The organism is Mesorhizobium sp. B2-3-5, assembly GCF_006442395.1.
Classification (GTDB): Bacteria; Pseudomonadota; Alphaproteobacteria; order Rhizobiales; family Rhizobiaceae; genus Mesorhizobium.
In genome coordinates this window covers 40,426-54,658 of record NZ_VFVX01000015.1, presented here as the reverse complement: position 1 = coordinate 54,658, position 14,233 = coordinate 40,426, and the positions used below count along the sequence as shown (strand labels likewise).

Annotated in this window: 12 protein-coding genes; 7 read left to right on the top strand and 5 right to left on the bottom strand. The window is 61.3% G+C overall.

Annotation, left to right across the window (positions count from 1 at the left end):
• Positions 1-9: 9 nt before the first annotated feature.
• Positions 10-2,025 (bottom strand): long-chain fatty acid--CoA ligase, encoded by a 2,016-nt coding sequence (locus FJ958_RS18185; protein ID WP_140744575.1) that lies wholly within the window; start codon positions 2,023-2,025, stop codon positions 10-12.
• A 472-nt stretch (positions 2,026-2,497) separates the two neighbouring features.
• On the opposite strand from FJ958_RS18185, the gene FJ958_RS18180 reads away from it, so the two are divergent.
• The 7 genes from FJ958_RS18180 (at position 2,498) to FJ958_RS18150 (ending at position 9,817) form a co-directional block, all read left to right on the top strand.
• Complete coding sequence (locus FJ958_RS18180) at positions 2,498-4,090, top strand: ABC transporter substrate-binding protein (protein WP_140744574.1); 1,593 nt, start codon at positions 2,498-2,500, stop codon at positions 4,088-4,090.
• A gap of 49 nt (positions 4,091-4,139) precedes the next feature.
• Positions 4,140-5,147, top strand: coding sequence for an ABC transporter permease subunit (locus tag FJ958_RS18175; RefSeq protein WP_140744573.1), 1,008 nt, complete (start codon positions 4,140-4,142; stop codon positions 5,145-5,147).
• Positions 5,148-5,217: 70 nt separating this feature from the next.
• A complete protein-coding gene (locus FJ958_RS18170; RefSeq protein ID WP_210243452.1) occupies positions 5,218-6,072 on the top strand; it encodes an ABC transporter permease subunit in 855 nt (284 codons plus the stop codon).
• A 2-nt stretch (positions 6,073-6,074) separates the two neighbouring features.
• A complete protein-coding gene (locus FJ958_RS18165) occupies positions 6,075-6,926 on the top strand; it encodes an ABC transporter ATP-binding protein (protein WP_140744653.1) in 852 nt (283 codons plus the stop codon).
• Entirely contained in the window at positions 6,923-7,750 is an 828-nt protein-coding gene (locus FJ958_RS18160; RefSeq protein ID WP_140744571.1) for a dipeptide ABC transporter ATP-binding protein, read from the top strand. The genes FJ958_RS18165 and FJ958_RS18160 overlap by 4 nt, the downstream gene beginning before the upstream one ends.
• Positions 7,751-7,934: 184 nt before the next feature.
• Positions 7,935-8,834, top strand: a complete 900-nt coding sequence (locus FJ958_RS18155; RefSeq protein WP_140744570.1) for a macro domain-containing protein — start codon at positions 7,935-7,937, stop codon at positions 8,832-8,834.
• On the top strand, positions 8,831-9,817 hold the full coding sequence (locus FJ958_RS18150; protein ID WP_140744569.1) for a DarT ssDNA thymidine ADP-ribosyltransferase family protein: 987 nt from the start codon (positions 8,831-8,833) through the stop codon (positions 9,815-9,817). Before FJ958_RS18155 ends, FJ958_RS18150 begins: the two co-directional genes overlap by 4 nt.
• Positions 9,818-9,839: 22 nt before the next feature.
• On the opposite strand, the gene FJ958_RS18145 is transcribed toward FJ958_RS18150, so the two are convergent.
• The 4 genes from FJ958_RS18145 to FJ958_RS18130 all read right to left on the bottom strand — a co-directional run bounded on the left by FJ958_RS18145 (position 9,840) and on the right by FJ958_RS18130 (position 14,124).
• Positions 9,840-11,105 carry a cysteine desulfurase-like protein gene (locus FJ958_RS18145; protein WP_140744568.1) on the bottom strand — a complete coding sequence of 422 codons (1,266 nt, stop codon included), beginning with the start codon at positions 11,103-11,105 and terminating at the stop codon, positions 9,840-9,842.
• A gap of 43 nt (positions 11,106-11,148) precedes the next feature.
• Positions 11,149-11,823 (bottom strand): amino acid ABC transporter permease, encoded by a 675-nt coding sequence (locus FJ958_RS18140; RefSeq protein ID WP_140744567.1) that lies wholly within the window; start codon positions 11,821-11,823, stop codon positions 11,149-11,151.
• Between the two features lie 222 nt (positions 11,824-12,045).
• Positions 12,046-12,843 carry an ABC transporter substrate-binding protein gene (locus tag FJ958_RS18135; protein ID WP_140744566.1) on the bottom strand — a complete coding sequence of 266 codons (798 nt, stop codon included), beginning with the start codon at positions 12,841-12,843 and terminating at the stop codon, positions 12,046-12,048.
• A 90-nt stretch (positions 12,844-12,933) separates the two neighbouring features.
• On the bottom strand, positions 12,934-14,124 hold the full coding sequence (locus FJ958_RS18130; RefSeq protein WP_246679630.1) for a pyridoxal phosphate-dependent aminotransferase: 1,191 nt from the start codon (positions 14,122-14,124) through the stop codon (positions 12,934-12,936).
• Positions 14,125-14,233 lie beyond the last annotated feature (109 nt).

Below are 14,233 nucleotides of genomic sequence, written 5' to 3'. Positions count from 1 at the left end.
CCACTGAAATCAGCCGCGCAGCGCCCGCCGCAGGATCTTGCCGACCGGCGTCTTCGGCAATTCGGTCCTGAATTCGATGTATTTGGGCCGCTTGTAGCCGGTCAGGTTCTCGCGGCAATAGGCGGTGATGGCTTCGACGGTCAGGGCCGGATCCTTCTTGACGATGAACAGCTTCGGCACTTCGCCGGAGTGTTCGTCCGGCACGCCGATCGCCGCCACTTCAAGCACGCCCGGATGCAGCGCCACCACCTCCTCGAGTTCCGTCGGATAGACGTTGAAGCCGGAGACGAGGATCATGTCCTTCTTGCGATCGACGATCTTGGTGTAGCCGCGCTCGTCCATGAAGCCCATGTCGCCCGACTTGAAGAAACCGTCCTTGGTCATCACCCTGGCGGTCTCGTCCGGCCGGTTCCAGTAGCCGGCCATCACTTGCGGTCCCCGGATGCAGATTTCGCCGACCTCGCCCAACGGCACGTTGTTGCCGTCATCGTCGCGGATGGCGATTTCGGTCGAGGGCAACGGCAAGCCGATTGTGCCGGTGAACTCGCTGGACGAGAACTTGTTGGCCGTGGCCACGGGGGAGGTCTCCGAGAGACCGTAACCTTCGCTGACCGGACAGCCGGTCAGCGCTTTCCAGCGTTCGGCGACGCCCTTCTGCACTGCCATGCCGCCGCCAAGCGTCAGGATCAGCGGCTTGAAGTCGAGCTTGCGGAAATCCTCGTTATTGAGCAGTGCATTGAACAGCGTGTTGAGGCCGGGAAAGATGTGGACCGGATATTTCCCGAGTTCCTTGACGAAGCCCGGAATGTCGCGTGGGTTGGGGATGAGGATGTTCTGGGCGCCTTGCTGCATGCCCATCAGCGCATTCACCGTCAGCGCGAAGATATGGTACAACGGCAGGGCGCAGACGAAGTTGAGATGAGCAGGCTTCGGCTTGATCGTGTAGGCATCCTCGACCCACAGCGAATTCTGCGCGACATTGGCCAGCACATTGCTGTGCAGCAGGGTGGCGCCTTTCGAGATTCCCGTTGTGCCACCGGTATATTGCAGGAAGGCGACGTCATTGGCGGCCACCGTGGCCGGCTTGAAATTCATGCCGCTGCCGGCCTTCAAGGCGGCATTGAACCGGACATGGCCCGGGAGCGACCAGGCCGGCACCATTTTCTTGACGCGGCGCACGACCAGATTGACGATCGTGCCTTTCAGGCCGCCGAGCATGTCACCCATGGCGGCGACGACGACGTGCTTGACCGAAGTCCGCGCGACCACGGTCTGCAAGGTGCCGGCGAAGTTTTCCAGGATGACGATGGCCTGCGCCCCGGAATCCTTGAGCTGATGTTCCAGTTCTCGCGGCGTGTAGAGCGGATTGATGTTCACCACCGTGTAGCCGGCGCGGGCCACGGCCATCATCGCCACCGGATACTGCAGCACGTTCGGCATCATCAGCGCGACGCGTTCCCCCTTCTGCAGTCCTGTCGACTGGAGGTAGGCGCCGAAAGCCGCCGAGAGCCGCTCGAGCTCCGCATAGGTGATGGACTTGCCCATGCAGGTGAAAGCCGGCTGGCCGGAAAACTGCTTGCACGCCGCGACAAGGAAGTCGCCGATGGAGCTGTAGGGAAGGGGGCCGATCTCGGCCGGCATGTTCTTCGGATAGCTTTTCAGCCACGGCTTGTCCGGCAGGCCGGCGGCGAGCTCGGTGAGTGCCTTTGGCAGCCGCTGGCCGGCTGCCGGCGCCGGTATCGGTGCCTCTGGCGGTGCAGCCTTCGCCGCTCCGGACTTGTTCGCCCCGGTCTTTGTGAGAGCAACCTTTGTCGAAGAGGTCTTCGCCGAAGCGGGTTTCGCCACCGGTTTGGTGGTGCGCTTGGCCGTCGCCGCCGTTTTGGCCGCCGGTGCCTTCTTGGCAGGCTTTGCTGCCGTCTCGGAAGGCGCGGCTTTGGCGGCGGCTTTACCTTGGCCCTCGGCGGCGGTTGGTTTCGCGACTGCCTTGGCCGCCGCTTTCACCGGCGCCTTCGATGCTTTTGCCACCCGTTCCTCCTCGACAGTTCTTGTTCGCCCGTCTCTTGTCAGCCAGCGCCGCGCTCGCCTCCGAATTGACAGAGACATCCTCCGCTGCCGCCAGCATATCCATCTATGTATTGCCTCTATCGGCGGCGGTGCAAGCCTTGCCCTTGCGGCAGGGCGCCCGAAAGATTTGCCGCCGAAAATCTTTCCCCCCGGCGACACTTGGACCCGGTATCTTTCCACATCCGCGGTCGGACGAGGGCGAACACGGCGCCGATCTCACGGAACCGCCGATCAATAAAAAAATGCGGTCGTTAACAATATCGTGAATGGAAAAAACTGCTCATTTTTTCTGCCGTTTAGTGAAATCGCGGATTTTTTTCCTGCTTCCCGCCGGGTAAGCAAGCGGGGTGTTCCAAAGCCGGAAAAACGGTGCTTATATGCGCGCTTCGCGAGCCTGATAGAGGGGCTTGGAAGAACATCTAGGGAGTGCTCAATGAAGAAGAAATTGACTTTTGCAGCCGCGTTGCTGGCTGCAAGCGTCCTGGGGGGCGTGGCCAACGCGAAAACCTTGGTCTATTGCGCTGAGGCTTCGCCGGAAGGTTTCGACCCGGCGCCGTACACCGCGGGACAGACGTTCGATGCGTCCTCGCGTACCGTTTTCAACCGTCTCGTCGAATTCGATCATGGCAAGACCACGATCTCGCCCGGCTTGGCCGAGAGCTGGACGATCTCCGACGACGGCAAGGAATACACCTTCAAGCTGCGCAAGGGCGTCAAGTTCGCCCCCACCGACTATTTCACGCCGACGCGCGACCTGAACGCCGACGATGTGGTGTTCTCCTTCCAGCGTCAGGTCGACAAGAACGGTCCCTGGTTCCAGTACATTCCGGGTATCGCCTACCAGTACTACAACGACCAGTTCGGCGATAACATCACCAAGGTGGAGAAGGTCGACGACCTGACGGTGAAGTTCAGCCTGAAGGAGCCGGCGATCACCTTCATCCCGACGCTGGGCATGGATTTCGCCTCCATCGTTTCCAAGGAATATGCCGACAAGCTGCAGGCGGACAAGACGCCTGAATTGTTCAATCAGAAGCCGGTCGGTACCGGTCCGTTCATCTTCGTCGATTACCAGACCGACGCGGCCATCCGCTACAAGGCCAATCCGGATTACTGGGGCGGCAAGCAGAAGATCGACGATCTGGTCTTCGCCATCACCACCGATCCGGCGGTGCGCGCGCAGAAGCTCAAGGCCGGCGAATGCAACATCATGTCCTACCCGGCGCCGGCCGACATCAAAGGTCTGCAGGCTGATCCGAACCTGACGGTCGCGGAGCAGGAAGGCCTCAACGTTGGCGCGTTGATGTACAATACCCAGCAGAAGCCGTTCGATGATGTGCGCGTCCGCAAGGCGCTCAACATGGCCATCAACAAGAAGGCCATTATCGACGCCGTGTTCCAGGGCGCGGGCCAGGTGGCGATCAACCCGATCCCGCCGACCATGTGGTCCTACAACAAGGAAGTGAAGGACGATCCGTACGATCCGGATGCGGCCAAGAAGCTGCTCGCGGAAGCCGGCGTCAAGGACCTCAAGATGAACGTCTGGGCGATGCCCGTGTCGCGTCCGTACATGCCGAACGCGCGCCGCACCGCCGAACTGATCCAGGCCGACTTCGCCAAGGTCGGCGTCACCGTCAACATCGTCAGCTATGATTGGGGCGAATACCTCAAGCGCGCTTCCGCCGTCGATCACGACGGCGCCGTCATCGTCGGCTGGACCGGCGACAATGGCGATCCGGACAACTTCCTCGGCGTCCTCCTGAGCTGCGCTTCCGTCGGTTCGAACAACCGCGCGGAATGGTGCAATAAGGATTTTGACGCGCTCATCAACAAGGCCAAGACGGTTTCCGACCAGGCCGAGCGCACCAAGCTCTACGAAAAGGCACAGGTCATCTTCAAGGAGCAGGCACCGTGGGCGACGCTCGCCCACTCGAAGGTGTTCATGCCGATGCAGAAGACCGTCACCGGCTTTGCGATGGATCCGCTCGGCATCCATCGCTTTGACGGCGTCGATATCGCCGAATAAGGTTCGCGAAACGGGGCGGTGCCACAGGTGCCGCCCCACCTCGCCCGCCATGCTGCGTTATATCCTCGGCAAGCTCGCCCTCATCATCCCGACCTTCATCGGGATAACCATCCTCGCTTTCGGCTTCGTGCGCATCCTGCCCGGTGATCCGGTGCTGGTGCTTGCGGGCGAACGTGGCCTGTCGCCCGAACGTCACACGGCGCTGATGCACCAGTTCGGTTTCGACCAGCCGATCTGGCAACAATATCTGACCTATCTGACCAACATTCTCAGCGGTGATTTCGGCACCTCGTTCTCCACCAAGACGCCGGTGCTCAAGGATTTCCTGGTGCGGTTCCCGGCGACCGTCGAACTCGCCATCTTCGCCATGATCTTTGCCATCGTCTTCGGTGTCGCCTTCGGCATCTTCGCCGCGATCCGCCGTGGCTCCTGGTTCGACCAGCTGACCATGGGCACGGCCCTTGCGGGCTACTCCATGCCGATCTTCTGGTGGGGGTTGCTGCTGATCATCGTCTTCTCCGGTATGCTGCACTGGACGCCGGTCTCCGGCCGCATCGACCTGCTCTACTTCTTCAAGCCGGTGACCGGCTTCATGACCATCGATTCCCTGATTTCCGAACAGAAGGGCGCGTTCCGCTCGGCGCTGTCGCACCTGATCCTGCCCACCATCGTGCTCGGCACCATACCGCTCGCCGTCATCGCCCGGCAGACGCGCTCGGCGATGCTCGAAGTGCTGGGTGAAGATTATGTGCGCACCGCGCGCGCCAAGGGCCTGGCGCCACGCCGCGTCATCGGCCTGCATGCCTTTCGCAACGCGCTGATCCCGGTCGTCACCACCATCGGCCTCCAGGTCGGCACGCTGCTCACCGGCGCCATCCTGACCGAGAGCATCTTCTCCTGGCCTGGCATCGGCAAATGGATGATCGACGCCATTTCCAAGCGCGACTATTTCACCGTGCAGGGCGGGTTGCTTTTGATCGCGCTGATCGTCATGTCGGTGAATCTCATCGTCGACGTGCTCTACGCCGTCATCAACCCGCGCATACGGGCGAATTGACATGACCAATGAAGGCCCAGCCACCATCGAAGCCGCGACCGTCGTCAGACCGCAGGACGCGCGGCTGCAGATGTTCGCCGAGTTCTGGCACTACTTCTCCATCAACAAGGGCGCGGTGATCGGGCTCGTCGTCTTCGCGCTGCTGATCCTGATCGCCATCTTCGCGCCGCTGCTCGCGCCGCATTCACCGGACGACCAGTTCCGCGATTTCTTCCTGACGCCGCCGGCCTGGCAGGCGGGCGGCAACACCCAGTTCCTGCTTGGCACCGATGCCGTCGGCCGCGACATCCTTTCGCGCCTGGTCTACGGTTCGCGCTTCTCGCTTGCCATCGGCTTCGTCGTCGTCACCACGGCGCTGATCTCCGGCGTCATCCTCGGTCTGCTTGCCGGCTATTGCCGCGGCTGGGTCGATACGTTGATCATGCGCGTCATGGACATCATCCTGGCCTTCCCGTCACTGCTTCTGGCACTGGTGCTGGTCGCGGTGCTTGGCCCCGGCCTCGTCAATGCCATGATCGCCATCGCCTTTGTGCTGCAGCCGCATTTCGCCCGGCTCACCCGCGCCGCCGTGATGGCGGAGAAGAACCGTGAGTATGTGATCTCGGCCAAGGTCGCCGGCGCCAGCCATCTCAGGCTGATGCTGGTCACCATCCTGCCCAACTGCATTGCGCCGCTGATCGTGCAGGCGACTTTGTCCTTCTCCAATGCCATCCTCGAGGCGGCCGCGCTTGGCTTCCTCGGTATGGGCGCGCAGCCACCGACACCCGAATGGGGCACCATGCTCGCCGAAGCGCGCGAGTTCATCCTGCGCGCCTGGTGGGTGGTGACCTTTCCGGGCCTCGCCATCCTCATCACCGTCTTTGCCATCAACCTGATCGGCGACGGCCTGCGCGACGCGCTCGACCCCAAGCTGAAGAGGTCGTGAGCATGTCACTGCTCGAGATCAAGAACCTCACCGTTTCCTTCGACACCGCCGCCGGCCCGTTCATGGCCGTGCAAGGCATCGACCTTTCGATCGAGCCACGCGAAGTGCTGGCGATTGTCGGCGAATCCGGTTCGGGCAAATCGGTGTCGATGCTGGCCGTGATGGGGCTTCTTCCCAACACGGCAACGGTCAAGGCAGACCGCATGGCCTTCGACGGCGTCGACCTGCTGAAGCTCAGCCCGTCCGAGCGGCGCAAGATCATCGGCAAGGACATCTCGATGATCTTCCAGGAGCCGATCGCCAGCCTCAACCCGTGCTTCACCGCCGGTTTCCAGATCGAGGAGGTGCTGCGCTTCCACATGGGCATGGACCGCGCCCAGCGCCGCGCACGCGCCCTCGAACTTATGAAGCTGGTCGGCATCGCCGATCCGGAATTGCGGTTGAGTTCCTTCCCGCATCAGATGTCAGGCGGCCAGTGCCAGCGCATCATGATCGCAATCGCCATTGCCTGCAATCCGAAGCTTCTGATCGCGGACGAGCCGACCACCGCGCTCGACGTCACCATTCAGAAGCAGATACTGGACCTGCTGGTCTCGCTGCAGGCCAAATACGGCATGGGTCTGATCATGATCACCCACAATATGGGCGTGGTGGCCGAGACCGCCGACCGCGTCATCGTCCAGTACAAGGGCCGCAAGATGGAAGAGGCCGACGTGCTGTCGCTGTTCGAATCGCCGAAAAGCAATTACACGCGCGCGCTGCTGTCGGCGCTGCCGGAAAACGCCGTCGGCGACCGGCTGCCGACCGTCTCCGAGGTGATGTTCGAGCCAGCGCCGTCGGGAGCCAGAGCATGACCAGGGTTGTCGAGGGCAAGAACATCGTGCGCGACTACCATGTCGGCGGCGGCCTGTTCACCGGACCGCGCACCGTGCATGCGGTCAAGGGCGTCTCCTTCAACGTGGACAAGGGCAAGACGCTGGCCATTGTCGGCGAAAGCGGCAGCGGCAAGTCGACGCTTGCCCGCATCATCACCTTGATCGATCCGGCGACAGCGGGCGAGCTGTTCATCGACGGTAAGAAGGTCGACATCGCCAGGGGCGGTCTGACCAGGGAGATGCGCCGCAAGGTGCAGATCGTCTTCCAGAATCCTTACGGCTCTCTCAATCCGCGCCAGAAGATCGGCGACGTGCTGGGCGAGCCGCTGCTGATCAACACCGACAGATCGGCGGCGGACCGGCGCGACCTCGCCATGAAGATGCTGAAGAAGGTCGGTCTCGGTCACGAGCACTACAACCGCTATCCGCACATGTTCTCGGGCGGCCAGCGCCAGCGCATCGCCATTGCCCGCGCGCTGATGCTGAATCCGAGCCTGCTGGTGCTGGACGAGCCGGTCTCGGCGCTCGACCTGTCGGTGCAGGCGCAGGTGCTCAACCTGCTCGCCGACCTGCAGGACGAATTCCAGCTGACCTATGTCTTCATCAGCCACGACCTGTCCGTCGTGCGCTACATCGCCGACGATGTCATGGTGATGTATCTGGGCGAGGCGGTCGAGTATGGATCGCGCGAAGAGGTCTTCGCCGACCCCAAGCACAGCTACACCAAGACCCTGTTCGCCGCGACGCCGCGCGCCGACGTGGCAAGCATCAAGGCGAGGCTAGCGAAGAAGAAGGCTGCTTAGAGGCCTGGGCCCGAAGGCCATCTATCGAAAAGGCGTTTCCAACGATAGCGATCGAAAATGTGTGAGTTGCGACGGTTCTGGCGCTTTCCTGATTTTCACACGACTTGCGATCAGCTATCGTTTCAGATAAAGTTCCCGTTTTGTTCTAAATGAGCTATAATTTCGTGCAGCCTAGGGAGGTTCGATGCTGATTTATCGTCGGACGAGTTTGCTCGAGTCGTCGGCTCAAACTCTCGTCAACACAGTCAATTGCGTTGGCGTAATGGGTAAAGGGATTGCTCGCGCTTTCAAGGAGCGCGAACCTGAGATGTTTAGCGCTTACAAGCGTATATGCGATGAGAAGCTGCTAGAGCCGGGCAAGCTCTGGCTTTGGAAGGGTTCGGACCAGTGGGTGTTGAACTTTCCGACCAAAATTCATTGGCGCTACCCGTCCAAGATTGAGTGGATCGAAGTTGGCCTAGCAAAATTCGTGAGCAACTACTCGCGCCTCGGAATTCGAGAGGTCTCATTTCCTCGTCTCGGCTGCGGCAATGGCGGCTTGGATTGGAATAATGTCCGGCCGCTGATGGAGCACTATCTCGCCGAATTGCCCATTCACGTCTATGTCCATGATTATACCGTTGACGTCGGCCTCCCCGAACATATGGAAACCGTGGCTGACGCTTTGCGCGGGAATTCGACGAGCGTTGAGACTTTCGACTCATTTATCAAACTGCTGGGTCAAGCGGCTTGTCTGGCAGATTCCAAACTCCTCGATTTGGAAACGTACGAGCATTTGGAAGCCCGTCTGGAAGATGGCGAACTTCACCTCCTACAAGGTAATCAGAGGTGGACATTTGATGCTGACGATCTCTGGGGAGTTTGGATCGGCCTGCAGAAGGGGCTTCTGACCCAAGAAAAAGCTGGTTGGTCGGAACGCGACGGTGGGCGCCATCTGTTGTCCCTGATGAGCCTATTGCCGCATGTTCGACCGGTTCAAATCCAGAGGTTCAATCGGTCACCAGAACTCGCGCTGGAACTCAACCCGTCGACTCGGAGTGGACATTCAGTTCCACCACAGGCTGAGCCGATAGCGCTTCAATGACGTTAAGCGCCGCATTCGTCGACATGCACATAACGAAGTGGGAAGCGGCGCTCACACGACCAGCGTACCCATTCCGGTCCAAATGGCCGAGCCGCCTGTTTCACCACGCGCCGCTCGAAAACGCCGTTCGCATAATCATCGATGGGAATCTACGTTCAAGGAATGATCCGGCAAACCAACGCCAACGTGATGTCGCAGCTATGGGCGTCATCGACGCACGACAGCACGCGCATGATTCTGTTCGTCTCTACTTTCGTCCACGAAACCCAACTCAATGGCACATAGAAGGAATCCGGAAGCCTGGTGAGTGCCAGTATGGGGAGGCATCTCACGCGCCCGTGCTGATTATGCTCATGTTCGAGGCACGTCGGGTGCTTTCCCTTCCGGGTGTGAAATTCTGCGACCGTAATATGCAACTGGGTGCGGCAGAGCCGCACGATAACGAAGAGCACTTTGCCGCGATTGCCTTTGACAAGGTGTATCACATGGGCGGGACCGGCGGCGACGCGTCGATCGTTCAACATCGCTGTGCCGAAGTACTGGTCCCGTCGCCGCTTCCGCTCGACGGGTCTCTTCAGTGGATTTATTGCCGATCGAGCGCGGAAAAGGCGACATTGCTGCATAACCTTGGAGCGTATGGAGAGCAGTGGGCGCCGCGGATTCTTATTTCGGACGATCTTCTCGTTTTCGAACGCAATTACGTTTTTGTCGAAGATGTTTCGTTAAGCCGGCGCGGCGTCAGCTTTCGTCTCAATCCGAGACGAGATCTGCAGACTGTCGATGTTCGTATATCGGCGACAGATAGGCACGGCAACCAAGCAATTGCATTCCGAAACAACTCAATGTCTGCAACGCCACCGCGTCCAAGCACTGGTTGGATATACGAATCCGAGCTCGCAGACGGACAATATCTTGTCGACGTGTTCCTTGAGGCCCATTTGGCGTTCAGGAGTTTCCTGACCGTTGGCACAGGACTGTTCTAATCTAGCTAGACCTAGACGCCGATCACGACAACTTCGCAATAATGGCGCGCAGCGCCTCGCCGAAACGGTGGATCTCCTCGACCGTGTTGTAATGGACCAGCGAGGCGCGGATGGCGCCGCTGTCCATCGACAGGTTGAGGCGCTTCATCAGCCGTGGCGCGTACATGTGCCCATCGCGGATGCCGATCTGCATGTCGGCCATTTCCTCGACGATTCGCTGCGGTGACAGCTTGCCGACGTTGAAGCAGAAGGTCGGCACGCGTTCGTTGATGCGGGCCTCGTCGGCAACGCCATAGATGGTTGCGCCGCAGCCCTTGAGCACGGCGAGCATTTCGCGCGCCAACACCAATTCATAGTCGCGGATGGCGCCCATGCCGGCGACGATGTTTTCGCGCCGCGAGCGGTTGTTCGAGGGCGCAAGGTTGCGTCCGATCAGTTCCAGATACTGCACGGCCGCGTCCATCCCGGAGACGTTCTCGTAGATGAACGTTCCGGCCTCGACCTTGTAGGGCGGTTCGTCCGGAATGAAATCCTCGCGGAAGGTCGGTAGCCGCTTCAGCGTCTCGAAGCGGCCCCACAGGAAGCCCATATGCGGCGAGAAATTCTTGTAACCCGAGCAGACGAGATAATCGCAGTCCCAGGCCTGGACGTCGATCAGCCCATGCGGCCCGTAATGCACGCTGTCGAGGAACACCTCGGCGCCGGCGGCGTGGGCGATCTTGGCCACCGAGGCGACATCGACAATCGAGCCGATCGAATGCGCCGTCACCGTGCAGGCGACAAGGCGGGTGCGATCGGAAACCAGCGGCTTGAGGTCGTCGACATGCAGGTTGCCGTCCTCGCGCATGCGCCACCACTTGAACTTTGCGCCGGCGGATTCCAGCGCCAACCAGGTGGCGATGTTGGCGTCATGGTCCATGTCGGTGACGACAATCTCGTCGCGCTCCTGCAGCATCTGGCCGATGCCCAGGCTGACGAGACGGATGAACGAAGTCGCGTTCATGCCGAAGCAGATTTCCGCCGGGCTGTAGGCATTGATCAGCAACGCAACGCTTGTCCGCGCATCGGCGACCGACTGGTCGACGCTGACGCTGCGGCCATAGCGGCCGCCGCGCTGCACATTATGCGAAACCAGGTGGTTGGTAACCGCGTCGAGCACGCTTTGCGGGATCTGCGCGCCGGCGGCGTTGTCCAGGAAGATGAAGTCGCCAGCTCTTTGCAATGCCGGGAACATCGCGCGGATGGTGTCGACGGGAAAGCCGCCGCTGGTGGATTGGGAATTGCTCAAGGTCGTCTCCTGCGAAATGTCTTTGCAGACGGGATTGGGGCGATCAGCGCGACTTTTCGGTCTTGAAGCGGCGCTCGAGCAGGCTGACGAGGCGCACCATCGGCCAGAGGAAGATAAGATAGACGAGCGCCGCGCCGATCAGCGGCGAGGGGTTGGCGTAGAGCGATTGCGCGTTGGTCGCTTCCTTCAAGAGCTCCGGCAGCGCCACGGTCGAGGCGAGCGAAGTGTCCTTGAACATCGAGACGCAGTTGCTGGTCATCGGCGGGATGACCACGCGCACCGCCTGCGGCAGCACCACCTTGCGCAAGGTCAAGAGGAACGGCAGGCCGAGCGCCTGCGACGCCTCGAACTGGCCGCGCGGAATGCTCTCTATGCCGGACCGGAACACTTCGGCCGAATAGGCCGACATGATGATGGCGAACGCCGTCACGGCGGACGCCCAGGACGAAAGCCGGATGCCAAGGAAGGGCAGCGCGTAGTAGATCAGGATAAGCACGACCAGCACCGGCAAGGCCCGGAAAATGTCGGTATAGCCGACCGCCAGCCAGCGCAGCGGCTTCGGCGCGTAGAGCCGCAGCAGGCTGATCACAAGGCCTATGGGAATGCCGATGCCGATGCTGAGCAGGCCGAGCAGCAGCGTGTTCAGGAAGCCGCGCAGCAGCGCCGGCAGGCTGGACGCAATGACATCGGCGTTGAAGAAGGTGTCGATCAGCGACATGGGAGCGTTCCCGAACCGTTTTGCGTCCCGTGACGCCTGAGCAATTCCAGGAAAAGTGTGAAACGGTTTTCCGTCCGGAATTGCGTCGAAACAAGGAGATGGATCAAGGCCCCCCGGAACATCAAATCGGTTTCTGCGCCGACCTGCGGTTCCGGGAAGGAATGCATGAAATGAACCGTGCCGGCCTTCGAAGCCGGCACGGCTCCTTTTTTGCCGGTCCGCTCAAGCCTTCGGCAGCGGCATTTCCTTGACCGTCGAAGAGTCCGCCGGCGCGTCGCTGCCGAACCACTTCTTGTGGATCGCGGCCAGCGTGCCGTCCTTCTTCATCGCGCTCAGCGCATCGTTCAGCTTGCCGAGCAGCGGGTGGTCCTTGGTCATCATCAGGCCGTACTGCTCGCCGGTCTTGATGCGCTGCTTGACGGTCAGGTCCTTCATCTTGGTGAAGGAGTACTGCATGCCCGGAATGTCGCTGACGGCGGCATCGATGCGGCCGGCGCTGAGATCGAGCAGAAGGTTCTGCTGCGTGTCATAGCCCTTCACGTCGCTGAAGCCGTCGGCCTCCTGATGCGCCTTGACCCAGGTCTCGCCTGTCGAACCCGACAGCACGCCGACGATCTTGCCCTTGAGGTCGGCCTCGGCATTGATCGGGCTGTCGGTCTTGGTCGCGATGCCCATGTCTGAATCATAATAGGGCTGTGTGAAGGACTGAGATTTCAGCCGCTCCGGTGTGATGGTGATCGACGAAATGGCGACGTCGATGCGCTTCGAGGTGGTGGCGGCGAACAGCGCCTGGAAGCCGAGGTCGGCTATATCGGTGGTCATGCCGACGCGCTTGGCCGCTTCGTTGACGATGTCGACCTCAAAACCTTCGAAGGTGCCGCTCTCGTTCTTGTATTCGAAGGGCGGGTTGGTCGGGTAGGCGCCGACATTGAGCACATCGGCGGCATAGGCGGTAGCAGGGCCGGCGGCGATGCCGATGGCGGCGGCGAGCAGGATGAGATTGCGACGGGTGAGCTTCATTGGTGTTCCCTCTGGGGTGTCCCTCTGGTTGTTGATCGGGCAGGGCTGGCCCCCGCACGGTTTCTTGCCGTCCCACCTCCCAGCGGGGCGTCAATTCATGGCGACGACCATCCGGTCGAGCGCTGTCGCTATCTGGTCGCGATCGCGGCAGACGCACATGCGCAGGAATGCCGCCGAAGAGCTTCCGAACAAATGGCCGGGCGCCAGACCGACCCGCGCTGTTTCGAGGATCCTGGCGCAGGCCTGCCGGGCATCGCTTTCGCCCTCAAGGGCAAAGAAGGCATACATGCCGCCGCGCGGTTTCGCAGGCAGGATGATGCCGGGAATCCGTGCCAGCCGGTCATAAGCAAGATCGAGGCCGGTCCTGATCCGCTGCCGGATCTCCTCGACCAGCGGCTCGCCCTGGCGGATGGCGGCAACCGCTCCGGCCTGGATCGGGGCGGCGGTGCCGCTGTTGATGTACTGGGTCATGGCGCCCAGCTGGTCGGCGACACCCGATGGATGGGTCAGCCAGCCAATGCGCCAGCCGGTCATTGCCCAGGCTTTCGAAAAGCTGTTGACCGACAACACGCGGTCGCCGTCCTCGGCGATCTGCAGGATGGAGGGCGCGACGTCGCCGTCGAAATAGAGCCGGCCATAGACCTCGTCCGATATGATCCAGATGCCGGTGCGCCGGCTGAAGTCGAGCAGCGCCTGCATTTCCTCGCGCGACGCGGTCCAGCCGGTCGGATTGGACGGCGTCGACAGGAAGATGGCGCGGGTGCGTGCGTCGCAGGTGGCGAACAGCCGGTCGAGATCGAGGTGCCAGTCGCCCTTGAAGTCGAGCGAAACCGGCCGCGGCTCGCCGCCGATCAGGTGGATGGCGTTATGGATGTTGGGCCATTGCGGCGCGACATAGACGACGTTGGTGCCGGTATCGACCAGCAGTTCCAGGGCAAGATACAGCGCCTGCATGCCGCCCGGTGTGACCGTAGTGCGTGGGATCGGGATCGGCCGGCCATGGATGCGCGTCTGGTATTCCGACAGCGCTTCATTCAGCGGGCCGTGGCCGCGCATGTTTGGAACGTAGAACGTCAGGCCTTCGTCGAAAGCCGCCTTGGCGGCGTCGCGGATGAAGGACGGCGTCACCATGTCGCCTTCGCCGTACCAGAGCGCGATCACATCGCCCAGTTCCCGCGCGCGCACGGCGAGGTTGGCGATGTTTTCAGTATGAAGGTCGCGGATCTGGGCGCGCACGCCATCGAAAGCATAGCGCGCGCTGGACGATGACTGGGGCAGCACGAACGACAAGGACTGAACCCCTCCCCCTAAGCATCATGACGGACTGGCCGGCAACCTCCTCGGCACGGCAGCCACCATCGACTTCGAATGCTTATCCAAAGTGGGGCGC